Annotated in this window: 21 protein-coding genes and 1 pseudogene; 8 read left to right on the top strand and 14 right to left on the bottom strand. The window is 71.6% G+C overall.

Annotated features, from left to right (window positions below; genetic code table 11):
• Positions 1–67: 67 nt before the first annotated feature.
• Positions 68–736, top strand: coding sequence for a CBS domain-containing protein (locus ACFYZZ_RS08115; RefSeq protein ID WP_389172822.1), 669 nt, complete (start codon positions 68–70; stop codon positions 734–736).
• Positions 737–749: 13 nt separating this feature from the next.
• Here ACFYZZ_RS08115 and ACFYZZ_RS08110 read toward each other — a convergent pair whose 3' ends face one another.
• Complete coding sequence (locus ACFYZZ_RS08110) at positions 750–1,193, bottom strand: universal stress protein (RefSeq protein WP_389172820.1); 444 nt, start codon at positions 1,191–1,193, stop codon at positions 750–752.
• 115 nt (positions 1,194–1,308) lie between these two features.
• Complete coding sequence (locus ACFYZZ_RS08105; RefSeq protein WP_389172819.1) at positions 1,309–1,968, bottom strand: response regulator; 660 nt, start codon at positions 1,966–1,968, stop codon at positions 1,309–1,311.
• On the opposite strand from ACFYZZ_RS08105, the pseudogene ACFYZZ_RS08100 reads away from it, so the two are divergent.
• A pseudogene (locus ACFYZZ_RS08100) lies at positions 1,949–2,044 on the top strand (heme-binding protein); the annotation flags it as partial. The gene ACFYZZ_RS08105 and the pseudogene ACFYZZ_RS08100 overlap by 20 nt on opposite strands.
• A gap of 49 nt (positions 2,045–2,093) precedes the next feature.
• Positions 2,094–2,564: a hypothetical protein gene (locus tag ACFYZZ_RS08095; RefSeq protein ID WP_389172817.1), complete on the top strand. Its 471-nt coding sequence runs from the start codon at positions 2,094–2,096 to the stop codon at positions 2,562–2,564.
• A 63-nt stretch (positions 2,565–2,627) separates the two neighbouring features.
• Here the strand turns inward: ACFYZZ_RS08095 and katG are convergent, their stop codons facing one another.
• The 3 genes from katG to ACFYZZ_RS08080 all read right to left on the bottom strand — a co-directional run bounded on the left by katG (position 2,628) and on the right by ACFYZZ_RS08080 (position 6,600).
• Complete coding sequence (katG, locus tag ACFYZZ_RS08090; protein WP_389172815.1) at positions 2,628–4,817, bottom strand: catalase/peroxidase HPI; 2,190 nt, start codon at positions 4,815–4,817, stop codon at positions 2,628–2,630.
• Between the two features lie 26 nt (positions 4,818–4,843).
• Entirely contained in the window at positions 4,844–5,287 is a 444-nt protein-coding gene (locus ACFYZZ_RS08085; protein ID WP_386577582.1) for a Fur family transcriptional regulator, read from the bottom strand.
• Between the two features lie 188 nt (positions 5,288–5,475).
• The gene (locus ACFYZZ_RS08080) at positions 5,476–6,600 is read right to left on the bottom strand and encodes an abortive phage infection protein (protein WP_389172813.1); all 1,125 of its coding nucleotides are present in this window, start codon (positions 6,598–6,600) and stop codon (positions 5,476–5,478) included.
• A 116-nt stretch (positions 6,601–6,716) separates the two neighbouring features.
• Between ACFYZZ_RS08080 and ACFYZZ_RS08075 the strand changes: the two genes are divergently transcribed.
• The 3 genes from ACFYZZ_RS08075 (at position 6,717) to ACFYZZ_RS08065 (ending at position 9,783) form a co-directional block, all read left to right on the top strand.
• Positions 6,717–7,400, top strand: coding sequence for a TetR/AcrR family transcriptional regulator C-terminal domain-containing protein (locus ACFYZZ_RS08075; protein ID WP_389173672.1), 684 nt, complete (start codon positions 6,717–6,719; stop codon positions 7,398–7,400).
• 55 nt (positions 7,401–7,455) lie between these two features.
• Positions 7,456–8,337, top strand: a complete 882-nt coding sequence (locus ACFYZZ_RS08070) for a hypothetical protein (RefSeq protein ID WP_389172811.1) — start codon at positions 7,456–7,458, stop codon at positions 8,335–8,337.
• Between the two features lie 255 nt (positions 8,338–8,592).
• A complete protein-coding gene (locus ACFYZZ_RS08065) occupies positions 8,593–9,783 on the top strand; it encodes an acyltransferase family protein (RefSeq protein ID WP_389172809.1) in 1,191 nt (396 codons plus the stop codon).
• A gap of 58 nt (positions 9,784–9,841) precedes the next feature.
• On the opposite strand, the gene ACFYZZ_RS08060 is transcribed toward ACFYZZ_RS08065, so the two are convergent.
• From ACFYZZ_RS08060 to ACFYZZ_RS08025, 8 genes are all read right to left on the bottom strand, one after another.
• Positions 9,842–10,081 carry a chaplin gene (locus ACFYZZ_RS08060; RefSeq protein ID WP_389172808.1) on the bottom strand — a complete coding sequence of 80 codons (240 nt, stop codon included), beginning with the start codon at positions 10,079–10,081 and terminating at the stop codon, positions 9,842–9,844.
• Between the two features lie 84 nt (positions 10,082–10,165).
• A complete protein-coding gene (locus ACFYZZ_RS08055; protein ID WP_389172806.1) occupies positions 10,166–12,706 on the bottom strand; it encodes a discoidin domain-containing protein in 2,541 nt (846 codons plus the stop codon).
• A 130-nt stretch (positions 12,707–12,836) separates the two neighbouring features.
• Positions 12,837–13,652, bottom strand: a complete 816-nt coding sequence (locus ACFYZZ_RS08050) for an inositol monophosphatase family protein (RefSeq protein ID WP_389172804.1) — start codon at positions 13,650–13,652, stop codon at positions 12,837–12,839.
• A 50-nt stretch (positions 13,653–13,702) separates the two neighbouring features.
• Positions 13,703–15,514, bottom strand: a complete 1,812-nt coding sequence (locus tag ACFYZZ_RS08045) for an RICIN domain-containing protein (protein WP_389172802.1) — start codon at positions 15,512–15,514, stop codon at positions 13,703–13,705.
• Between the two features lie 113 nt (positions 15,515–15,627).
• Entirely contained in the window at positions 15,628–16,803 is a 1,176-nt protein-coding gene (locus tag ACFYZZ_RS08040; protein WP_389172800.1) for an FAD-dependent oxidoreductase, read from the bottom strand.
• Positions 16,804–16,949: 146 nt separating this feature from the next.
• Entirely contained in the window at positions 16,950–17,651 is a 702-nt protein-coding gene (locus ACFYZZ_RS08035) for an SDR family oxidoreductase (protein ID WP_389172798.1), read from the bottom strand.
• 113 nt (positions 17,652–17,764) lie between these two features.
• Positions 17,765–18,148 (bottom strand): AQJ64_40280 family protein, encoded by a 384-nt coding sequence (locus ACFYZZ_RS08030; RefSeq protein WP_389172796.1) that lies wholly within the window; start codon positions 18,146–18,148, stop codon positions 17,765–17,767.
• Between the two features lie 106 nt (positions 18,149–18,254).
• The gene (locus ACFYZZ_RS08025) at positions 18,255–18,620 is read right to left on the bottom strand and encodes a MerR family transcriptional regulator (RefSeq protein WP_389172794.1); all 366 of its coding nucleotides are present in this window, start codon (positions 18,618–18,620) and stop codon (positions 18,255–18,257) included.
• 91 nt (positions 18,621–18,711) lie between these two features.
• Here ACFYZZ_RS08025 and ACFYZZ_RS08020 point away from each other — a divergent pair, with 91 nt between their 5' ends.
• Together ACFYZZ_RS08020 and ACFYZZ_RS08015 are read left to right on the top strand one after the other, a co-directional pair.
• Entirely contained in the window at positions 18,712–19,575 is an 864-nt protein-coding gene (locus ACFYZZ_RS08020; RefSeq protein ID WP_389172792.1) for an enoyl-CoA hydratase/isomerase family protein, read from the top strand.
• 263 nt (positions 19,576–19,838) lie between these two features.
• On the top strand, positions 19,839–20,246 hold the full coding sequence (locus ACFYZZ_RS08015) for an acetyl-CoA synthetase (RefSeq protein WP_389172790.1): 408 nt from the start codon (positions 19,839–19,841) through the stop codon (positions 20,244–20,246).
• A gap of 45 nt (positions 20,247–20,291) precedes the next feature.
• On the opposite strand, the gene ACFYZZ_RS08010 is transcribed toward ACFYZZ_RS08015, so the two are convergent.
• Positions 20,292–22,934, bottom strand: coding sequence for a glycosyl hydrolase (locus ACFYZZ_RS08010; RefSeq protein ID WP_389172788.1), 2,643 nt, complete (start codon positions 22,932–22,934; stop codon positions 20,292–20,294).
• Positions 22,935–22,969: the final 35 nt, after the last annotated feature.

The following is a 22,969-nucleotide window of genomic DNA, read 5'->3' as shown; positions in this document are numbered from 1 at the left end:
CGGGGCACCCGGTGCAAGGGCCACTCGGCCCCACCCGGTTCCCGAACGCCCTACGAGGGGAGTCACCATGCACGGCACCCCGTACATCGTCAGCGATGTCATGACCCACACCGTCGCCGCCGTCGGCCGGCGGGCTCCGTTCAAGGAGATCGTGCAGCTGATGCGGGACTGGCGGGTCAGCGCCCTGCCGGTGCTGGAGGGCGAGGGCCGGGTCGTCGGTGTGGTCTCCGAGGCCGACCTGCTGCCCAAGGAGGAGTTCCGGGACACTCCGCAGGAGGGGTACGTCCGGCTGCGCCGCCCCTCCGACGTGGCCAAGGCCGACGCGCTCACCGCGGACGACCTGATGTCCTCCCCCGCGGTCACCGTCCGGCCGGGCGCCACGCTCGCCGAGGCCGCGCACCTGATGGCGCGGGCCGGGGTCAAGCGGCTGCCCGTGGTCGACGAAGTCGGGCTGCTCGAGGGTGTCGTCAGCCGCGCCGACCTCCTCAAGGTCTTCCTGCGGGGGGACGAGGAGATCGCCGAGCAGGTGCGGAACGAGGTCGTGGCCGAGCTGTTCCCGCCGCCGGACTCGGCCCTGCACGTGGAGGTGGAGGACGGCGTCGTGACGCTCGTCGGCCGCGTGCGGGACCCGAGCCTGGTTCCCGTGGCCGCGCGCCTGGTGCGGGCCGTGGAAGGGGTGGTGGACGTGGCGTTCGACCTGGCTCCCGACCCGGAGCACCGCACGAGTTCGCCCTGACGGCGCCCCGGCCTCAGGCCGTCCCGGGGCGCACGATCACCACCGGGCAGGTGGCGTGGTGCGTCACGTGCGAGCTGACGGAACCGAGCAGGGCGCGGGCGAAACCGCCCCGCCCCCGGCTCCCGACGACCAGGCACTCGGCGCCCTCCGCGGCCCGGAGCAGGACGTCCGTGGGATTGCCCTGCACGACCAGCGGCCGTACCGAGGCGGCTGCCTCGGCGCCGAGTGCCTCGGTCAGTTCCCGTGTCATCCGGTCCCGGGCCTCCTCCTCGTCGACGTCCATGTCCACCGGGGGCCCCGACCAGCTGTACAGGCCCGGCAGCTCCCAGACGGCCACCGCGTCCACCGTGGCGCCGATCAGCCCGGCGTAGCGCACGGCCCAGCGCAGGGCCGCGTACGAGGACGGCGACCCGTCGACTCCGGCCACGATCCGGGGCCGGGTTTCGTCCGTGTCCATGTGTCCTACCTCTCTCGCGGCCAGAGCACCGGCCTCGCCGTCGGATCCTCCATGCCCCACGCTGCGCGAGGTCGCGTCGCGCCGCCACAGCAGCGCAGCCGGCGGCATGACGGCCTCAGGGCAGCAGCCGCTGTTCCTTGGCCACGGTCACGGCGCCCGCCCGGGTGTCCACGCCGAGCTTGTCGTAGATGCGGCGCAGGTGGGTCTTGACCGTGGCCTCGCTGATGTACAGGGCTCGGGCGATGGCGTGGTTGGGCAGGCCCTGGGCGAGGTGGGCGAGGATGTCGCGTTCGCGCGGGGTGAGGGCGGGGCGGGGGTTGCGCAGGCGGGACATGACGCGGTCGGCGACCGGCGGTGAGAGGGCGGGGCGGCCCTGGGCGGAGGCGTGGATCGCGGTGAAGAGGTCCTTGGCGCGCTCCGCCTTGAGCAGGTAGCCGGTGGCTCCGGCCTCGATGGCGCGGGTGACGTCCGCGTCGGTGTCGTACGTCGTCAGGACCAGGACGTGCGGGGCGGGGGTGAGGGCGCGCAGTCGGCGGGTGGCCTCGACGCCGTCCATGCCCTCGCCCAGCTGCAGGTCCATGAGCACCACGTCCGGCGTCGTCCTGCGGGCCAGCGCCAGCGCCTCCTCGCCGCTGCCGGCCTCGCCGACGACCTCGATGTCCGGGGCGCTGTGCAGGAGGGCCAGCAGGCCGGCGCGTACGACGGCGTGGTCGTCGCAGACGAGGATGCGGACGGGGGCCTTGGAGGCGGGCTCGGGTGTCCCGGTCGCGGGCATCGGCGTCGCGGGCGCACCGTCGGGCGACCTGGACGAGCGCTACGCCCAGGCGGGCGTGGCGGCGCTGGGCCGCTGACACAGGCCCGGGACACCCGCCGCCGTACGGTGCGGCTAGGGTCCGTCCGGTGAGCGACTACTACGACCTGTTCCTGGCCGTGGATCTCCGGCCGGACCTGCCCGAAGCGTTCCTGCGGGAACTCGCCTGGCTGGCCGGACGGGCCGACCCGCCGCCGGCCTTCGAGTCGGCGGACTGGGCGCTCTGGGGCGATCCCTGGCAGGTGCTGGCCGGTGGGGAGGCGAGCCACTCCTTCGACGGGGCGGACACCTCCCTGCTGGTCAGGGCCGAGAACAGGCGGAACGCTGACGGCGGGGTCCCATGGGCCCTGACCGCCCGCGTCTGCATCCACGAGGACGAGTTCGGGGTGCTGATGGAGGTCCTGGAGTGGGTGCTCCGGGAGGCGGTCACGGAGGGCTGGGCGGGGTTCCTGCGCAACTCCGGGACGGAGGAAGTCCAGCACATCGTGCGTTCCCGGGCCGGATTCGACATCGTGAACATGCGCGCGGCAGGCCGGCTGATCCAGGTGTCCTGGGCGTAGGGACGCCGAAGGCGTCCGGGCCGGCCCGTGCGGGGCCGGTCCGGACGCCTTCAGGGGTGTTGATCAGACGAGGTCGAACCGGTCGAGGTTCATGACCTTGCCGAACGCGGCGGCGAAGTCCTTGGCGAACTTCTCCTTCGCGTCGTCCGCGGCGTAGACCTCGGCGAGCGCGCGCAGCTCGGAGTTCGAGCCGAAGACCAGGTCGGCACGGGTGCCGGTCCACTTGACCTCGCCGGTCGCGTCATCGCGGCCCTCGAAGGTGGTCTGGTCCTCCGAGGTGGACTTCCACGTCGTGCCCAGGTCGAGCAGGTTGACGAAGAAGTCGTTGGTCAGCTTGCCCGGGGTGTCGGTGAAGACGCCGTACGAGGTCTGCTGGTGGTTGGCGCCGAGGACGCGCAGGCCGCCGACGAGGACGGTCATCTCGGGCGCGCTCAGGCCCAGCAGGTTCGCCTTGTCGAGCAGCAGGTACTCGGCCGGCAGGCGGTTGCCCTTGCCCACGTAGTTGCGGAAGCCGTCGGCGACGGGCTCCAGCGCGGCGAAGGACTCCGCGTCGGTGTGCTCGGCAGTGGCGTCCACCCGGCCCGGCGTGAAGGGCACCTCGACGTCGTGACCGGCGTCCTTGGCGGCCTTCTCCACGGCGGCGACGCCACCGAGGACGATAAGGTCGGCCAGGGAGACCTTCTTGGCGCCGGAGTTGAACTCCGCCTGGATGCCCTCCAGGACGCGCAGCACCTGGGCCAGCTGGTCGGGCTGGTTGACCTCCCAGCCGGCCTGCGGCTGCAGGCGGATGCGGGCGCCGTTGGCACCGCCGCGCTTGTCGCTGTTCCGGAACGTCGAGGCCGACGCCCACGCGGTCGACACCAGCTGCGACACGGACAGGCCCGAGTCGAGCAGCTTGGCCTTCAGGGCCGCGACGTCGGCGGCGTCGATGACCTCGCCCTCGGCCTGCGGCAGCGGGTCCTGCCACAGCAGGGTCTCCTCCGGGACCTCCGGGCCGAGGTACAGGGACTTCGGGCCCATGTCACGGTGGGTCAGCTTGTACCAGGCGCGGGCGAAGGCGTCTGCGAACTCCTGCGGGTTCTCGTAGAAGCGACGCGAGATCTGCTCGTAGATCGGGTCGAACTTCAGCGAGAGGTCGGTGGTGAGCATCGTCGGGAGGTGCTTCTTCGACGCGTCGTGCGCGTCGGGGACGATCGCCTCGGCGTTCTTCGCCACCCACTGGTGGGCACCGGCCGGGCTCTGCGTGAGCTCGTACTCGTACTCGAAGAGGTTCTTGAAGAAGCCGTTGCTCCACTGGGTCGGCGTGGCGGTCCAGGTGACCTCCAGGCCGGACGTGATCGCGTCGCCGCCCTTGCCGCTGCCGTAGGTGCTCGCCCAGCCCAGGCCCTGCTGCTCGATCGGGGCGGCCTCGGGCTCGGGGCCGACGTTCTCGGCCGGGCCGGCGCCGTGGGTCTTGCCGAAGGTGTGACCACCGGCGATGAGAGCGACGGTCTCCTCGTCGTTCATCGCCATGCGGCGGAAGGTCTCACGGATGTCGCGGGCCGCGGCGATCGGGTCCGGGTTGCCGTTCGGGCCCTCCGGGTTGACGTAGATCAGGCCCATCTGGACCGCGCCGAGCGGGTTCTCCAGCTCGCGGTCGCCGGAGTAGCGCTGGTCGTCGAGCCAGACCTGCTCGGGACCCCAGTAGACGTCCTCCTCCGACTCCCACACGTCCGCACGGCCACCGCCGAAGCCGAAGGTCTTGAAGCCCATCGACTCCAGCGCCACGTTGCCGGCGAGGATCATGAGGTCGGCCCAGGACAGGCTCTTGCCGTACTTCTTCTTCACCGGCCACAGCAGACGGCGGGCCTTGTCGAGGTTGCCGTTGTCCGGCCAGCTGTTGAGGGGGGCGAAACGCTGCTGGCCGGCGCCGGCGCCACCACGGCCGTCACTGATGCGGTAGGTGCCCGCGCTGTGCCAGGCCATACGGATCATCAGCGGGCCGTAGTTGCCGAAGTCGGCGGGCCACCAGTCCTGGGAGTCGGTGAGCACCTCGGCGATGTCCCGCTTCACGGCGGGAAGGTCGAGGGCCTTGAAGGCCTCGGCGTAGTCGAACTCCTCACCGAGCGGGTTGGCCACGGCGGGGTTCTTGGCAAGGATCTTCAGGTTGAGCCGCTCCGGCCACCACTGGCGGTTCCCGCCGCCCTGGGTCGGGTGCGCGGCACGGTCGTGCGCGACCGGGCACTTCGCCTCGGCAGGGGTGTTCTCGGACATGGAGGAATCCTTCCGAACTGAGGGGTTCACGGTGCTGCGGTAGCGGCGCTGGAACAGTCGGGGCACAGGCCCCAGTAGATGACCTCGGCCTCGTCGATCGAAAAGCCGCGGTCGTCGGCCGCCGTAAGACAGGGGGCGTGACCGACCGCGCAGTCGACGTCTACGACGACGCCGCACGACCGGCACACGAGGTGGTGGTGGTTGTCCCCGACGCGTCCCTCGAACCGGGCCGGGCTGCCGGGCGGTTCGATACGGCGTACGAGCCCTGCCGCGGTGAGCGCGTGGAGCGCCTCGTACACGGCCTGGACGGAGATGTGGCCCACCCGGTCGCGTACGCCGGACGTGATCGCCTCGACATCGAGGTGATCGCCGTGGCGCACGGTCTCGAGCAGGGCGACACGCGCGGCCGTCACCCGCAGGCCGGCACCGCGTAGCTCCTCGGCGGTGGTCGGAGTCTGGGATGCGGTCATGACCCCGAACCTACCCTCATAAACACGAAAGATTCAAGAAAACGAATGATGCAATTCTGGCCACGTGTCGTCGTCCGGAGTCCGACCGGCCGGAACGGACGCATCATCCGGCCTCGAGTCCGCGGCGGCCGCGCGCCGAGCCGAGGGGTCACCCGAACGGGTCGGCGCGGGGTTCCGGGGCCTGTGCGTCAGCCGCGGGACACCTCGCTCGCGTACCGGCGGGCCAGGGCGTGGAAGGCCTCCTTGGGTTCCCAGTGCCGGGGGGAGGCGGGGTCGAACGGGCGGTCCTCGAGGGTCTTGGTGATGGCGCAGCTCGCCAGGTCGAGGTCGTGCCGGGGATCGCCGGGGCGGTGCGGGGCGTCCAGGGCCACGAACTCGAAGGCCATCGCCGCGTACAGGTTCAGCGAGGAGAAGACGTCGAGCAGCCGCATGAGGTAGTCGGCCTGCGTGCGCTCGCTGCGGACCAGGTCGCCCTTGATCTCCTCGGGGTGCTTGTCCTGGTCGATGATGTTCCAGCCCATGCCCCGGGTCTCGGGCGCGCCGACGTAGGGGTAGGTGCCGAACTCGGTGATCGCCAGCGGTTTGCCCCAGCGCAGGTAGCCGCGCAGCTCCCGTACGTAGTCGGCGCGGCGCGGGAAGTACGAGTAGTAGTCGATGCCGATGATGTCGAAGAGCCGCCAGTCGACCGTGTCCTCCTGGGCGGCCGCGTAGCTGAGCCGGCCGTGGAAGACGGAGCGGCCGACCGCGGCCGCCTTGGCCGTGAAGCGGTCCAGCAGGCGTTGCATCCTGACGGGGTCGACCTTGCCGTCCAGCAGGTTCTGGATGCGTTCGAAGACGTTGTCGCCCGGGACGATGCCGGGCACGAACAGCCAGAACTCGCAGCCCACACTGAGGTCGACGCTCGCGCCCTGCCGGCGAAGCCGCTCCGCGAACCGGCCGGTCTCGGCGAGGTGGTCCAGGACGTCCCGTTCGGGGACGTCACCGAGGGTCGGCTGCAGCCAGACGTGCATGCCCCGCTCTGCGGCCTCCGCAGCGGTGGCCGTGAGCCGCTCCACGCCGTCGCCGGTGACGTCCACGGAGTCCGCGTGCAACTGGTCGCGGATGGCGCGGATGTCCTTGCGCATCCGGGCCGTACGGAAGCCGGTGGCCGGTGTCTCGCCCTTGCCGACGGTGTAGACGACGCCCCGGTGGCGCAGTCCCTGCCGCCGCTCCCCCGCGTGGGCCGAGCCTGCGGTGAGCGCCGTCGCGGCGAGCCCGGCGGACGCCATCCCGGCGAGGAACTGTGCGCGGCTGATTCCTTGCTTCTTCTCCATACGGCCGCCCTGCCGGGCGCGCACCCGCCGGCGCCGTCCCCCGATGGTCTACGACGAGGGGCCGAAGGGAGCGGACCGGTCGGCGAAAGTCGCGCCGGGCGTCGCCAGTTGGCACCCTGACCGCAGACCAGATCGTCCGTGCCGCCATCGAGTTGCTGGACGAGGGCGGACTGGACGGACTCAACATGCGCAGCCTGGGGCAGCGGCTCGGCTCGGCCGCGACCGCGATCTACTGGCACATCAAGACCAAGGAGGACCTGGTCAGGCTTGCCGGGGACGCGATCTGGGACGAGGTCGAGCTGCCCGGACTCGACGCCACCGACTGGCGGACGGCCGCCGTCGCCACGGCGGCCGGCATGCACGCGATGCTCCTGCGACACCCGTGGCTCGGCCAGGCGTTCGGCAGCCATCTCCTGTACGGCCCCCACAAGTCCCGCTACGACGACCACACCCTCGCCGTCTACGAGAAGGCCGGCTTCAGCGCCGCCGAGGCCGACCGGGCGGCCGCCACGGTGTTCGTCTTCGTCCTCGGCAGCGCCTTGGGCTCGGCCGCGCAAGTCTCCCTCACCCGCCGCCTGAACAGGGGCGGCGGGGACGCCGAGGAGCAGCTGGCGGCCGCCATGACCCGGGCCGGCGAGATCGCGATGCGCTTCCCGCGGCTGCGCGAGCGCCTCGGCACGCAGGCCGCCACCGACTACTTGGCGGCACCCGAGGACACCTTCGCGTTCGGCCTCCGAAGCATCCTCGACGGCTTCGAGACCCATCTCACCGACCGCAAGAACGGCGCATACAGCGCATAAGGCCCACCAGGTGGGAGACTCGGAGTCCGTCACGGGGGGGGTGAGAGGGACGCCGGTGGATCTCGACGCCGTCGCCGATGAGCTGTACGGGCTGCGGCCGGAGGAGTTCGTCGCGGCCCGCGACCGCTATGCCGCGCAGGCCCGTACGTCCGGCGAGCAGGCCCTCGCCAGGGAGATCGCCGCGTTGCGGCGCCCGAGTCTGGCCGCGTGGGCCGGCAATCTCCTGGTCCGCGGACTGCCCGACGAGGTCCAGCCGCTGCTCGTGCTCGGTGAGGAGCTGCGGCGGGCGCATCGCGAACTGGACGGTCCGCAGCTGCGCCTGCTCGCTCGCAGACAGCGTGAGGTGATCGGTGCGCTCGGACGTCAGGCGCGGCGGCTGGCCGCCGAGGCGGGGCATCCGGTCGGCGAGGGCGTTCAGCGCGAGGTCGAGGAGACCCTGCACGCCGTCCTCGCCGACCCGGAGGCCGCCCGGGAGTGGGCGGCGGGCCGCCTGGTGAAGCCGCTCGGCGCCGCGACCGGGTTCCCGGAGGCCGACGTGGCCGCCGTCGGGCGCCGCCCCGCGCCCACGCCGAAGCCGGAGCCGAGCCCGAAGGCGATGCGACGCGGCGGTGGCGAGGAGCGCCGCCGGCAGCTCGCCGAGGCCCGCGCGGAGGCCCGGGACGCCGAGCGTGAGCTGGGTGCCCTGCGGGCGGAGGCGGCGGCCGCTGAAGCGGAGGCGGAGGACGCCGCCCGACGGTCGGCCGCGGCGGAGGAGCGGCTGCGGGAGCTGCGGGAGGAGGAGCGGCGCGTCCAGGAGGAGCAGGGGCGGGCCCGCGCCGACGAACAGAGCGCCCGTGAGCGGGCGCGGAGGGCCGACCGGGACGTCCGCGAGGCCGGGCGCCGCGCCCGGGCAGCGGCCGCGCGGGTCGAACGACTGGCCGAGGACGCCGAGGAGTAGCAGTCGTACGGCACCGGCTGGAACTCGCCCCGCAAGGCGACGAGTTCACCGTGAACCCGCACCGCCCGCAGCGATCGACGCGAGGGACCGGGGCGTTCACTCGTAAGGGTGCACCAGGTCCGGCTGTCCGTGGCATACCGCGGGTTCCGTCGTTCGGCAGCAGTGTGATGTTTGCCACGCGATGTGATGGAGAGGGGGCGAACGGGCAACGTTCCCCTTCATGCCCCACGCGAACCTCCTGCGGCAGGTGATTGGATGAGCACGGCGACGACCCGAGCGCCTCGGACGCCGCCCGTACGAACCGACGCGTCCCCGGCCTCGGCGAGATCCTCCCCGCCCGCCGCCATGTCCTCCCTGCCGTCCCTCACCGGGCTGCGCTGGGTCGCGGCGCTGCTGGTGTTCGGGCTGCACGTGAACAACTTCGGCTACTTCGGAGGCGGCGCCGGTCGCATCGTGACCTGGGCGTTCGGGGCCGGCGCGACGGGCGTGTCGTTCTTCTTCGTGCTGTCGGGTTTCGTGCTCACCTGGTCCGCGCGGCCGCGTGACCGTGCGCTCGCCTTCTGGCGGCGGCGCATCGCGCGGATCTACCCGGTGCACCTGGTCACCCTGGCCGTCGCGTTCGTCATGACGTACACGCTGACCCATCAGGCGAAGCCGACGCCCAGGCAGGCGCTGGCCAACGTCTTCCTGCTGCACTCCTGGTGGCGTCCCTGGTGGCAGACGCTGAACCCGGTCAGCTGGTCGCTGGCCTGCGAGGCGTTCTTCTACGCGGCTTTCCCGCTGCTGATCCTGCTGCTGCGCCGGCTGGGCGCACGGGGCGCCACGGCGCTCGGCGGACTGTCGGTCGTGGCGGTACTGGTCCTGGCCTGGGCGGACGCGCACCACTGGATGGACGAGTCGATCTACTCCCTGCCCGCCGCCCGGCTGCCGGAGTTCGTCCTGGGCGCCGTCACGGCCCGGCTGGTGCTGCTCGGCCGCTGGCGCGGCCCCGGCCTCGAGGCCTCGCTGGCCCTCGCGATCATCGGCTACTTCCTGGTCCCGCAGGTCACGCCCGGCTACTCCGCCACCGTCTGCACCATCGCCGGGTTCACTCTCCTCATCCCGGCCGCGGCGGTCGCGGATGTGCACGGGCTGCCCTCGCTGTGGCGGCACCGGCGGATGGTGCGGCTGGGGGAACTGTCGTTCGCCTTCTACATGATCCACCTGCTGGTCCTGCGGGCGGGCACCAATCTGCTGGGTACGAAGCCGCACTTCGGGGTCCTGGCGGGCCTGGCGGTCACCACCGCCGCCTTCGCCCTCGCCCTCGGACTGTCCTGGCTCCTGTACGAGGCGGTGGAACGCCCGGCGAGACGCCTGCTGCTGCGCCGCCGACGGACCGGTACCGGGTCCGCTCCACAGCGGGACGCTGCGCCCGCCAGGCGTGAGGCTCCGGCGGCGCGTGACTGAACCGGTCCGGACAGCCGTGCGCCGGCCCCTGGGGGAGGGACCGGCGCACGGGATGGTGTCAGCCGTTGGTGCAGTAGTTGGCGAAGGCCGGATTCAGCAGCGCGATGATGTCGATGGTGTTGCCGCACACGTTGGCGTCGAGGTCCAGCGGGATCTGGATGACGTTGCCGGAGACGACGCCAGGGCTGTCGGTGGCGACGCCGACCGGGTCCGGGTCGGCCGCGTAGGCGGCCGTCGTGCCGGCCAGGGCAAGGGCACCCGCGAGAACTGCTGTGGTAGCAAAGCTGCGCATACGCATGAGTTGCCTCACTGGTCGAGGTAGGGACCCTTCCATCTCAGCGGCAGCGGACGGCGGCCGCCTGCCGTGGTACGCCGTTCGGGACTACGGGAACTGGGTGACCTTGGAGGGGACGGTGTCCGTGCCCGAGGTGGGGGCTCCCGTGGTGTTGACGACGTGGGCGTACTGGCCCTTGCCGCCGAGGGAGATCACCAGCAGGTCGTGCATCTTGATGCCTGCCGTGGTCGGGACCTGGAAGCCGTGGGCCTGGACGATCGAGGGATCGGCCGTGTAGTTGCAGTAGCTGCCCAGCCCCCATGCCTCGTGCGTGGTGACGGAGTCCGCGACCTTGTAGGCCGCGTAGCCGACGATGCCGTCGCGGGTGATGGCGGCGGCGTTCGGGGCGTCGTACGCCTTCTCGTTCTGGAAGAAGATCGTCCGGCCGCGTTCTCCGTTCCAGTACACGTCGTACTTGCTGAAGTGTTCGACGAACAGGCCGGTGGCGAGGACGTCGTCGCCGTTGACGCGCAGGCCGTAGTCGGCGCGGTTGGTGTCCCAGCCGACGCCGCTGCCGTGGTCGGCGCGCCAGATCCAGGTGTGGTCGATGATGACGTCGTCGCTGTCGACCACCACCGAGTTGGTGGCGAGGCCGGGTCCGGCGCCGCCGATGCGGACGAACACGTCCTGCATGGTGGTGGGGTTGGCGGAGTGGTCGGCGGTGGAACCGGGGGTGCCGATCCGCAGGAGGGTGTCGGAGTTGACGGGGCCCGCGTCGATCAGGAATCCGGCCAGCTTGACTCCGTCGACGTCGGCCACGTGCATCGCGTCGATGCCGTTGTCCGGGACGAGGGTGGCCAGGCCGAGGCCGAGGACGACGGTGTCGGCGCGGGTGATGTCGATGGTCTGGTCGAGGTGGTAGACGCCCGGTGTGAAGAGGAGGTTGAGGCCCTGGTCGAGGGCCTGGTTGATGGTGGCGGCGGTGGCGCCCGGCTTCACGACGTAGAACTGGTCGAGCGGGATCGAGGTGCCCGCATTGGCCGGCCAGGACACTCCGCGGACGTTGGTGCGCTTGGCCGGGACGAACACCTTGTAGGTGGAGCCGTCCAGGTGGAGGAAGGGCTTCTCGCGCGAGACGGGTGTCGTGTCCAGGGTGGTGTACGGGCCGCTGTCGAAGTTGGTCGCCGGTGCGCCCTGGACGCCGGAGAAGGTCATGTTCCACACGCCGTTGGTCCAGGCGCCGACCGAGCTGTCGCGGGTGTACCACTGCTGCTGGGAGTACGGCCCGACCGTGCCGTCGATCTTCGAGTCGGCGATGTAGCCGCCGGAGGCCCAGCCGTAGCCGTTCGGGGCGAGGTTGAGTCCGCCCTGGACATGGATGCGGCGGAAGGGGGCCGCCTGGGCGACCGCCCAGCGGTCCGTGCCGCCCGCCGGCTTGATGGCGAGGTTCTCCGCCGAACGCCAGAAGTTCTGGGTCGCGTTGCCGTTGAACCAGCCCGCGTCCACGGTGACGTCGCCGTTGATCCGGGTGTCGTCGGGGTTCAGGCCGAGACCGGAGATGGAGGTGTAGAAGCCGAGCTGGGCGTTGATGCCGTTGTAGGTGCCGGGCTTGAGCAGGAACTGGTAGCGCCCGGTGCCGAACTGGCTTGACTCCTGCTGGGCGAAGACGTCGTCGAACTTCTTCTGGAGATCGGGGGTCGAGGGGTCGACGACGATCACGTTCGGGCCGAGGTCGCCGCCGCCCTGGACCGGTGGGGTGCCGGTGGAGCCGGTGTGTACGGCGACCTCCCACAGCGAGTAGCCGTAGCCGGTGCCGCGTGTGGTGCCGTAGATCCGGAGGTAGCGGCCCGAGCCGCTGACGTCGTAGGAGGCGGTGCCGCCGCTCGCGCCGGTGACTGTCTTGAGGGTGGTCCAGTTCTGGCCGTCGGCGGAGGCCTGGAGCTGGAAGTCCTTGCCGTACGCGGCCTCCCAGTTCAGGTCGACCTGGCACAGGTTCTTGACCGCGCCGAGGTCCACCTGGAGCCACTGCGGGTCCGAGGCCTGGCTGGACCAGCGGGTTTTGGTGTCGCCGTCGACGGCGGCGGAGGCGGGGGTGCCGGCGTTCTCGGTGGAGGAGGCGGTGGCCGGCCTGCCCTGTGCGGCGTTCGCGGTGCCGCAGGCGGGCTGGGTGCCGCTCGTCGAGCCGAACACCTGGAACTCCCAGAGGGAGTAGCCCCATGGGGTCGCGCGGTGCACGCCCAGCATGCGGACATAGCGGCCCTGCCCGGACACGTCGAGGGTGTCGGCGCCTCCGTCGGAGCCGGTGACGGACTTCAGGTCGCTCCAGTTGGTCCCGTCCGTGGATATCTGGACCTTGTAGTCCTTGCCGTAGGCGGTCTCCCAGTTCAGGACCACCTGGGTGACGGAGGCGGTGGCGCCCAGGTCGACCTGGAACCACTGGTCGTCGGCGGCGGCCGAGGACCAGCGGGTGCCGGTGTCGCCGTCGACGGCCTTGGCCGCGGCGGTGCCGGCGTTCTCGGTGGAGGAGGCGGTGGCCGTCTTCCCCTGTGACAGCGGGGTGTCGGCCGCGGCGGCCGGTGGATGGGTGGTGGGCAGGACGATCAGCGCTGCGGTGGCGGCGAGCGCGATGCCCAGGGATCGCAGTTTCATGTGGCGGCTCCATGCGGCTGCGGAGGTCAAGAAGCTGACCCCATGGCTTAGTTCATGTTTTGATTTAAGTGGTGAGCCAACTGGGCGGCAAGCCTTCGAAAGTCAAAACCTCCGAAGGCGTGCCGGGGCGCTACGCCTGCTGCCGCCGCTGGTTCCCGACCATCTCCAGCAGTGCGGCGTGCGTCTCCGGGTCGGCGGCCACGATCAGCCCGCCCGCGCCGGTGTGCAGGGGCTGGCCGTGGATGCCGGTGACCGTGCAGCCGGCGGCCCGGCACAGGGCGATGCCGGCGGAGAAGTGCACGCTGTCGCGCAGGTCGCCGTCGGTGACGTACGCAGCCCGGCGGCCGGCGGCCACCCAGGCGACCGCGAGGGTCGTGGAGACCACCCGGGGCCGGAACCGCCGCACGAACCCCGGGTCGGCCAGGAGGCGGACCGCCTGGAAGCCGGGGGCGTTGGGGAACGGCGGGTCGAGATTGACGTCCACGAGCTGCGAGTCGGGCGAGGGCGCCAACTCCTCGTCCGTGCCGTCGCTCCGGACCCGGGCCCGCTGCCCGTCGGTCCAGAACACCTCGCCGTTGAACGGGTCGGCCGTCGCGGCCGCCGTGATCTCGTCGCCCGCCCGCAGGGCCACGTTCACGCCCACCAGCATGTTCCGCACGGCGTAGTTGAGGGTGCCGCACAGCGGGTCGACGAGCCAGCGGCGCCGCGCCGCCTCGGCACCGGTGCTGCCGCTCTCCTCCCCCGTGACGGCGTCGTCGGGCCGCGCGTCGCGCAGCACCTCCAGAATGGCCTTCTCCGCCGCGAGGTCGGCCGCCGTCGCGAAGTCGCCGGCGGACTTCTCGAAGCGGGCGAGGGATTTCCCGTACATGTCCCGTACCACGTCCGCGCCCGCCTGTGCGGCCGCCAGGGCCAGGTGGGCGTCGGTCTCCCCGTTGTCGATCAGCATGCGGGCAGGATAGGTCCGGGGCCCGCCGGATCGGCGGGCCCCGGAGTCGATCACCGTGTGCGGGCCGGTCCGGTCGGGGTGAGGGACAGGGTCTGTTCGGCCGCGGTGCGGCCGCCGCCGACGGAACTGCCGCTCGTGTCCGTCCAGTTGCGTGCCGGAGTGGTCTCGACGCGTCGGCCGGAGGTCCCGGACAGGGCGAGGACGAGGCCGCTGTAGCGGTTGACGAGACGGTAGCCGCCGTCATCACAGGCGCAGCGGATCAGGAACCACTGCTGGCCGACGGTCGGCCCGCCGGCCGGTGCCGCGGTGACGGTCGGCCGGGCGCCCCAGGCGCGGCCGGCGGTGGCGGCGGAGTCGACGCCCAGCAGACGGCCACTGGCGGCGTTGGCGAGGGTGAAGGCGCCGTCGCCGGTGGGGGTGAAGGTCCACGACTCGCGGGCGGATCCGGTGGGGGACGCGACGGACGTCGTGCCGGCGCCGCCGGAACTCTGGGCGAGGACCCGGCCCGTGCCGCCGGAGATGCGGTAGCGGCGGGTGGTGTCCACCGGTGGCGCGGCGGCCCGGTCGGCGTCGATGGTGACGTCGACGTACTCGCCGGAGGAGTCGTGGGAGCAGCCGAAGGAGCAGTACGAGCGGAAGGTCCTGCCGACGACGGCGGAGCTGGTCCGGCCCGCAGGGTCGAGGAACCAGCGGTACCAGGACGCGTTGGTGTAGCCGCCGGTGTCGCCGATGAGGCGCCACTTCTGGGAGGCCAGGTCGTCGGTGGCGTAGAAGTACTGCGGTGAGTCGCCGCTCTGGTCGACGGCCTGCGGTTCGCCGATGTACAGGCCGAGGTGGGCGTCGTAGGCGATGTTCATGACGAACAGCGGCGAGGTCGGGGGCATCTTGCCGGCCGCGATCTGCTCGGCGGCGGTGCCGGTGTTGGCCGGGTCGTACTCGCCGGGGACGGGGGTGTAGCCGGTGGGGTGGTCGGCGTCGACGGGCACGATGTTGCTCTCCCGGCCGCCGGTGCCGGGCTGGGACCAGGAGCCGTCGTACCACTTGCGCCAGGAGCCGGGCGCCATCTTCGCGGAGATCGGGGCGCGGGCCACGTGTTCGTAGAAGGCCTTCCAGCCGCCCTTCTTGTCCACGATCCGGGAGCCGTAGTAGACGTAGAAGTACCCGGAGGCGGTGTCCGCGTAGAGGCGCTGGTCGCCGTCGCCGTAGGAGTACGTCTGGTTCGGGAAGGCCGTCGAGTCCCCGCGCTGTGTGCTGTACGGGGAGGTCAGGACGTGGTCCTTGATGGTCCAGGTGCGGCCCCGGTCGGTGGAGACGGCGTAGTCGATGGCGTCGTAGTGCAGTCCGTCCCCGAAGGGCTGCGGGGTGAACTCGTTGTGCACCAGGCCGTACCAGTCACCGGTATCGGGGTCGACCCACACCCCGGACAGGTCGCAGTAGTTCTTCTGGGCGTAGCCGGAGCCGCTCGGGGCGTATGTCGCCTCACGGCCGGTCGGGCTGTTGTTGCAGCGCCAGGTGGTGTCGTCGTTGCGGTCGGCGGAGTTGGCCGGATCGACGGCCCTGCTCAGCTTCTTGTCGAAGGTGGCGGTGTCGAAGTCCTTGCCGGTGTAGAAGTCCCAGGTGCGCGGGTCGTTGGCGCCGTAGAGGGCGGCGGACTGCTGGTAGTGGAACGTGCCGTCCTTGTCGGTGTACGGGGTGGCGGGGGTGTCCGTGGGGTGGGTGAACGGCACCGGTGTCCCGACGCTCACGGTGTAACTCGCGTCGAGGGACGGGGGCGCGGCGGACGCCGGGGCCGGTGTGCCGCCGCCCAGGGTCAGGGCGGCGGCCGCGGCCAGGGCGCCGCCTGCTCTGCTCAACAGTCGCACGGGTGCTCCTTGTTGCCGAAGGGCCGGTTGCACCGGAACGATCCGGGCCCGGTGGTTGCTCCGGCAATGGACTCCCATGCTCCGCCTCTTGCACTTTCGCGGCGGAGTCCTGCTCAGCGCTGCCCGTCGACGCCGGCCGGGAGCGGTGTCTCCCAGGCCAGTTGGCGGATCAGCGCGTCATCGACACGTGTGGCGCCGGGAGCCGCGGAGCCGGCGCGTGCGGGGGTGTGGGTGCCGCGGGAGATGCCGCCGCTGACGGTGATGTTGTGCTCGACGCGCGGGCGGCGGTGCTGCTCGTAGACGGCGAACGCGGTGCGTGGGTCGGGGGTGTCGCGCAGGGCCTTGGCGAGGACGACGGCGTCCTCGAGCGCCATCGAGGCGCCCTGCCCGGTGGCCGGGGAGGCCGCGTGGGCCGCGTCGCCGATGAGGAGGACCCGGCCCGTGTGCCAGGGGGTGCCGAGCGGCATCTCGGCGGCGTTGACGACCATCATGCGGTCGGCGCTCGCCTCGACGATGTCGCCGGCCGGGCCGGCGTCCTCGCGCAGCAGGGCGAGCAGTTCCTCGCGCCGGTCGCCGGCCGCGCGGTGGGCGGGAGGGCCGGCGGGCAGCGGGTCGCCGGTGACGCGGGCGAACCAGTACGTCTCCCTCGCCGGCGAGACCGCGTACCCGAAGGCGGATCTGCTGCCGCGCACCATGGTGATGGCGCCGGTGTCCTCGGCCGCGGGAGTGCCGTCCGTGTAGCCGTAGAAGACGCGCTGGCCCGCGTACCGGGGCTGAGCCGCGAGGGCCGCGACATGGCCGCGCACGGCCGAGTTGAGGCCGTCCGCGCCGATCAGCAGGTCTCCGGTGGCGGTGCTGCCGTCCGCGAAGTGCGCGGTGACGCCGTCGGGGCCGTCGTCCACGGACACCAGGCGGGCGCCGTGGACGACGGCCATGCCGCGCCGGGCCGCCTCCGCCTGCAGGGCCGCGTTCAGCTCGCCGCGGCGCAGGCAGCGGTAGCGCAGGGCGGGGTCGTCCGCCCCGGCGAGGGGGGCGTGTGTCACCTCGGTGCCCGTGGCGTCGAGCAGACGCAGCGAAGTCAGCGGAAAACCGACGGCCGTGACGGCGTCCGTGGCGTCGAGCTGGGCCAGGGCACGCATGCCGTTCGTCGCCAGGGTCAGGAAGGCGCCGATGTCCTCGGCGGTGTCGGGGTGTGCCTCGAAGAGGGCGACGTCGTGTCCGGCCTTCTGCAGGCCCAGCGCGGCCGCCGTGCCCGCGATGCCGCCGCCGATCACCAGTGTGCGTGCCATCGGATCCACCCCACCGTCCCGTTCCGGTACGTCGGCCGGTGGCACAGGTACGCCATGGACGGCGGGGCGGGCAAGAACGAGGTGTCACATCCGGACGCGCCCGGGGGCCTGACCTGGGCCACACCTGGGCGGCCCGGACTCCGGGCTTACTTGGCGAACTGCTGGTACATCGACGCGAGGTCCTGCGAGAGGACCGACTTGACCCAGCGGGTGGTGTCGTCGCCGAGCACCTCGTGCGCTCCGGACTCGATGCCGTCGAGGGCGGCCACCGCGATGTCGTGGGCATTCGCCTTCGGGGCGTCGATTCCGGCCGTCATGTCGGTGTCCACGAACGCCATGTGAAGGCCCGTCACCTGGATGCCGCGGGACTGGAGGTCCAGGCGCAGGCTGTTGGTCTGCGACCACAGGGCGGCCTTGGTGGAGCTGTAGCTGCTGCCGTCGGCGAGCCAGGACAGCGCGGAGTGGACGTTCAGGATGTGGCCGCCGCCGTTGCGCTCGATGACCGGCACGAAGGCGCGGGTGAGCAGCAGCGGGCCGTAGTAGTTGATCTCGAACTCGCGGCGGACGTCCTCCAGCGGCGAGGTGAGCACCCGGGCGCCGGTCGAGATACCGGCGTTGTTGATCAGCACGGTCACGTCCGGCGCCTGCTCGGCCAGGGCCGCCACCGAGGCGGGGTCGGTGACCTCCAGGGGCAGTGCGACGGCGTCGGGGTGGGTGATGGTGCGCGGGTCGCGGGCGGTGGCGTACACCTTCCCGGCTCCCCGCTCGTACAGCTCTTCGACGAGGGCCTTTCCGATGCCCCGGCTGCCACCGGTGACGAGGACGACGGAGTTCTTGAGTGCGGTCACGGCAGTCTCCAGACAGGTGAAACCGATCGGTTTCCAGCATCGTAAACCGATCGGTTTCCTGACTCAAGGCGAGAGAACCGCTGCATGACGGGGGCCGCGAAGGGGGCGGTGCGTCAGGCGGTGGGACGTGCGCCCCACGCATGCTCGAGAGCCGGCCGCACGCCTTCCCCGAGAAGCATGTGCGTATTCCCGCCCGGCAGGGTGGGCAGTGCGGCCCAGTGAGTCACCGTTTCCTCACTGGGCAGGCCGTAGGGCAGACGGACGACTCCGTCGGAGTCCACGAAACAGTCCCTGTGCTCGGCCCCGTCCGCACTCCGGTGCACGGCCGTGAAGACCATCGGCCGCACCAGCCAGAATTCCTCACCCGACGCCGTGTCGGACCCGGCGGCACCGTCGGCCGGATATCGGCCCGTGATCGCCGCTGCCACCGGTGTACCGCTCCGGGGCAGTGTCTCGCGTGCGTCGACCCAGCTCACCACGGTGCTCGGATTCGTCATCGCCACTCCGACTCAGGCATTCGGCAAGGGCACTGCCCCGACCCCGGCATCCGGCAAGACCGCCTGGCGCTCGCGAAGGTTGCCCGAACCGGAACGAGCGCGCGCGTCAGGGGCAGGGACGACCCGTTCGGAAGGTGGTGGTGGCCGTGGTGATGAGGGTGTCCAGCCTGTCCCGGGTATCGACCAAGGTGCCGATCCGGGTGTTGATACGGTCCCGCTCCGCCGACAGCCGTTCGAGCAGTTCCGGCGTCACCTCGCCGGTCACGACGCACGGCAGCAGCTCCACGATCGACCTGCTCGGCAGTCCTGCCGCGTACAGCTGCTGGATCAGCAGGACACGGTCGACCGCACCGTCCGCGTAGTGCCGCTGCCCGCTGGGGCTGCGCTCGGAGGCGAGCAGGTGCTGTTCCTCGTAGTAGCGCAGCGCTCGCACGCTCACACCCGTTCTGGCGGCGAGTTCGCCGATGCGCATCACATTCCCCTTGCCTCTGACGTCAACGTCAGCTTTTAGCGTGACCGACGTACGGGCCTGAGGCCAGAGATTCCATCGAGAGAAGCACGAGATGCCGTACGACGGTTACACGGGAATGCGGGTGGCGATCGACGCGGGCGTGGCTCACGTCACGCTCGACAACCCGCCGGTCAACATGCTCGACACGACGCTCATCAACGAACTGCACGACTTCGTCGGAGCCGTCCGTGACGACGAGCGGGTGCGTGTGATCGTGGTGCAGAGCGCCGACCCGGACTTCTTCGTCGCCCATGTCGACCTGGGCTTCATGCTCAAGCCGGAGACCTTCGCGGAGCTGGCCAACCCGGACGCCGGGACCGGAGGCGACGAGTCTCTGGTCAACCCGATGCAGAAGCTGATGCTGCGTCTGCGCGCGCTGCCGCAGGTGACGATCGCCAAGCTCGCCGGGCGTCTTCGGGGCGGCGGCAACGAGCTGGCGACGGCACTCGACATGCGTTTCGCCGCCAGGGGACGGACCTGGCTCGCTCAGCCCGAGACCCGGATGGGCATCATCCCCGGAGGCGGCGGTACCCAGCTGCTGCCCCCGCTGGTGGGCCGCGCCAGGGCTCTGGAGGTGATCCTCGGCGGTGACCTCTTCGACGCCGAGACGGCCGAGCGCTACGGCTGGATCAACCGCGCCCTCCCGCCGGAGGAGCTCGACGGCTTCGTCGAGACCCTCGCCCGGCGCATCGCGGCGCTGCGCCCGGAGCAGATCACCGCGGCGAAGGCGGCGGTCGGGGCCGCAGCCACCAGTGGGAGCCTGCTGGCGGGGCTCGGCGAGGAGAGCAGGGCCCTGGGCGGGGTCTACCCGGCACCGGACGCCGTGGTCGAGCGGATGCGGGCCGCCGTGGCAGCCGGCGCCCAGACCCGCGAGGGCGAACTCGACCTGGAGGCGTCACTGGACCGCATCGCCTGAGCCTTGCGCGGCCACCGGGCGCGTTTCGATCACCGTCCGGGGTGCGACGCCGGACCGGCCTGAGCGTCATGCTGGGCTATGTGTCACTCCGTTCGCCGTTCCCGGTGGCGGGCGGCGCCTGTGGGAGGTCCGGAATGCGGTGGTGGATGGGCGGGTGTGCGGCGGCCGTGGTGGTCCTGCTGGTGGGGTGCGGGGCGTCGGCGGGGCGGGGCGCCGGGAGCGGGGCGTCACGGTCGGCTTCCTCGTCCGGGAGTTCCAGCGGTATGCCCAGCAGCCCTGCCGCCCCTGCGCCCACCACCGGCGGGACCCACAGCCCTTCGGCACCGGCCGGGCGCTGTGCCGCGGGAAGCGTCGACGTCGCCGTCTCCCCCGGTGACCCGGTACGGCGGGAACTCTGCGTGCGGCCCGGGGCCGTGGCGCGGTTGGTGCTGCGGCCCCGCGTGGACGACAAGCGGTGGACCGGCGTGGTGAGTTCCGCGCCCGCCCTCGTCCTGGTCTCGGGCTGGCAGGTGGACCCGGACGGCACCGCGCACGCCACCCTGCGGTGCGCGGGCACCCGGGGCGGTGCCGCCCGGGTCACCGTCTCGGCGAAGGCGCCGGACATCGCGGGTGCCCCGCGCGTTGTCTTCACGCTGGACGTGAACGTGGTGCCGTATACGCAGAACGGGTGACACCAGGGACAGCGGGGTCACCCGTTCCGCACGCGTCCGCGCCGCTCAGTCGAGGTCGCGGAGCCTGATGGTGTGGATGCCCCGGCCGTGGGTGGCCGCGTACAGGGTGCCGCCGTCGGGGCTCGTCTTCAGCTGGAGGACGGCGACGGCCGGGAGGTCGCCGACGCGCTGCCACGTCGTACGGCCCGGTGCGCGGTAGACGACGCCGAGGTCGGTGGCCACAGCGAGGCCGCCGTCCGCCGTCACCAGGGCGGAGTCGGTCGGCACGTCCGGGAGGTTCGCCGAGACGTCCTTCCAGGTGGTGCCGCCGTCCGTGGACTCGAAGACATGGCCGACGCCCGCGCCCGGTCCCTCGGTCCAGTGCCGGGAGAAGCCGTTGACCGCGAGGAAGACGTGGTCGGCGTTCTTCGGGTCGACGGCGAAGCCGCTGAGGTAGCGGTTGGGTACGGTCCCGTCCACCGGCAGGGCGATGTCGTGCCAGCCGGTGCCGTCCGCGTTGCCGACGGCGATGCCACGGGCGAAGCCCTGGTTGTTGCACGGTCCGCACCAGGCGGCGTAGATCTTCCCGCCGGAGGCGGCGACGGCGGTCGCGACGCGTCCGGCGCCGAAGTCGTGCACGCTCGTCCACTCGGAGCCGCTGCGGATGGCGTAGCCGTGGGTCTGCACCCAGATGTGGCGGCCGCCGGCGATCCAGGTGGAGCCGTTCTTCAGGTCCGTCGCGAGCGGGGCGATGAAGCGGGCCTCACTGGTGGCGTTGTCGGGCGGGGCGACGCCGTACGAGGTGGCCTTGCTCGCGTCGGTGGTCCAGCTGCCGTCGTTGACCGCACAGTTCTGGGTGACCTGGACGGCGAGGTAGACGTACTCCTCGGCGATGTTGCAGCCGTTGGCGGGATCGGTCAGGGTGTCGCCGCCGTCGCCGCCGAAGTTGGAGCCCATCACCTTGTCGTTGCCGCGCAGGACGGACTGGCCGTTGTCCTGCAGGCCGCCGGTGACGGACAGGCCGCCATGGTCGAGGTCCTTGCCGATGCCGACGGAGTAGTACTGGAGGGTGTCGATGGTGCCGTCGTTGAGCGAGGTCCAGTCGGTGGCGTGGCCGGAGGCGTCCTGGGAGCCGTCGGCCGGGCGCTTGTAGACACCGCCGTCGTTGCCGACGTACACGAAGCTCTTGCCGTGGTAGCGGCCGATCGCCACGCCGTGCTGGTCGGAGTGGGTGGTCTGGTGGCAGTCACCGGTCTGCTTGGCGGGGTCGATGCTCCAGCAGGAGAAGGTGAAGTTCCAGTACGGGCCGACGGTGGACCAGTTGGCGCCGCCGTCCTTGGACTCGTAGACCTCCTCGAGACCGGCGTACACGTGCTGCGGGTCGCTCGGGTCGACGGTGAGGAACTGGTTGTACCAGGCCTGTACGCCCGGCATGTAACCCGGGGAGGTCAGCGCCGAGTTGTCGGCGGCCAGTCCCTTGTAGTCGGCGATCTTCGTCCAGGGGCCGGTCGGGGAGCCGGACTTGGAGACGAAGATGCCCTCCAGGCCGCTGTCCGGGTTGGTGGCGAGCTGCTCCGGTGACTGCTCGATGGCGTAGTAGCGGGAGCCGTCGGCGGAGCGGGCGAAGGTGACGTTGCCGACGTTGTCCGCGTCGCCGGGCAGGTCGCCGAGGCCGCTGGTGATCCGCGTCCAGGTGCCGCCGGTCTCGGTGTAGAAGCCGTTGTAGTCGTCGCCGCTGCGCCAGCCGACGGCCAGGACCACCTTGGACGGGTCCTTGGGGTCGATGGCGATGTCGTTGGCGATGTTCTTGTACGGAGCGCTCGGGTCGCCGGCCTTGGAACCGCCCGGCAGATAGTCCGGGTTGGGCGCGAACTCCAGCTTCCAGGGGCCGCTCAGCTTCTTCGTGGAGTGGCTCCAGACACCCTTGCTGGTGGCCGCCCACACCTTGCCGGCGCCGAAGCGCAATTCGTGGATGGTGGTGCTCTCCAGTTCGTCGCCGCCGACGCGGCGGCGCGGGGAGAACGTGCCGTGGTGCGGGTGGGACAGGACGTAGACGCCGCTGCCGAGGTAGGCGTCGGCATTGGTGGTGGCCTCGCCGGTGCCCAGCCACAGCCGGCCTCCGCCGTCGAGGGCGAGGGCGCCGGTGGACTGCGCGGGCAGCCGGTCGCTGATGGGCTGCCAGTGGCCGCCTCCGCTGCGCGAGCGCCAGACCCCGCCGCCTGCGCTGCCCGCGTAGACGTAGCCGCCGTCGTCGGCCGCGATCGCGGCCATCCGGCCGGTCACATTGCCCGAGCCGCCACTGGAGTTGGAGTCGATGTCACGGTAGCGCGGGTCGTCGGAGTTGTACGGCAGGCCGGTGATGTGGCGCCACCTGCCGTCCGTGCTCGGCAGATTCCTGAGGCCGCGCCAGGCGGCGCCGTACGCGCCCGGTGCGACGACACCGGGTGAGGTGCGGGCCTCCGCGTACTGGTCGGCTCCCTCGGCGATCTCGTCCGCCTCGTTGCCGTCGTCGTCATCGGCCTTGAGGTGCGGCGACATGGCACCCACCGACTGCACCCGCTCCTTGGCGAGTTGGCCGAGCGTGCGGACTCCGAAGGGGCTGACGCCGCCGCGGCCGGAGGCGGCGGACGGAGGTATCGCGACGAGCGCGGCGGACGCGGTGAGCGCACAGACGGTGAACCACCGTCTTCTGCGGGTCGGCAAGGACAACGGGGACCTCCCAGAGGGGCATCGACTGCCGTCGC

This window comes from Streptomyces sp. NPDC001816 (assembly GCF_042892235.1).
Lineage (GTDB): Bacteria > Actinomycetota > Actinomycetes > Streptomycetales > Streptomycetaceae > Streptomyces.
This window is presented reverse-complemented; position numbering and strand designations above follow the sequence as displayed.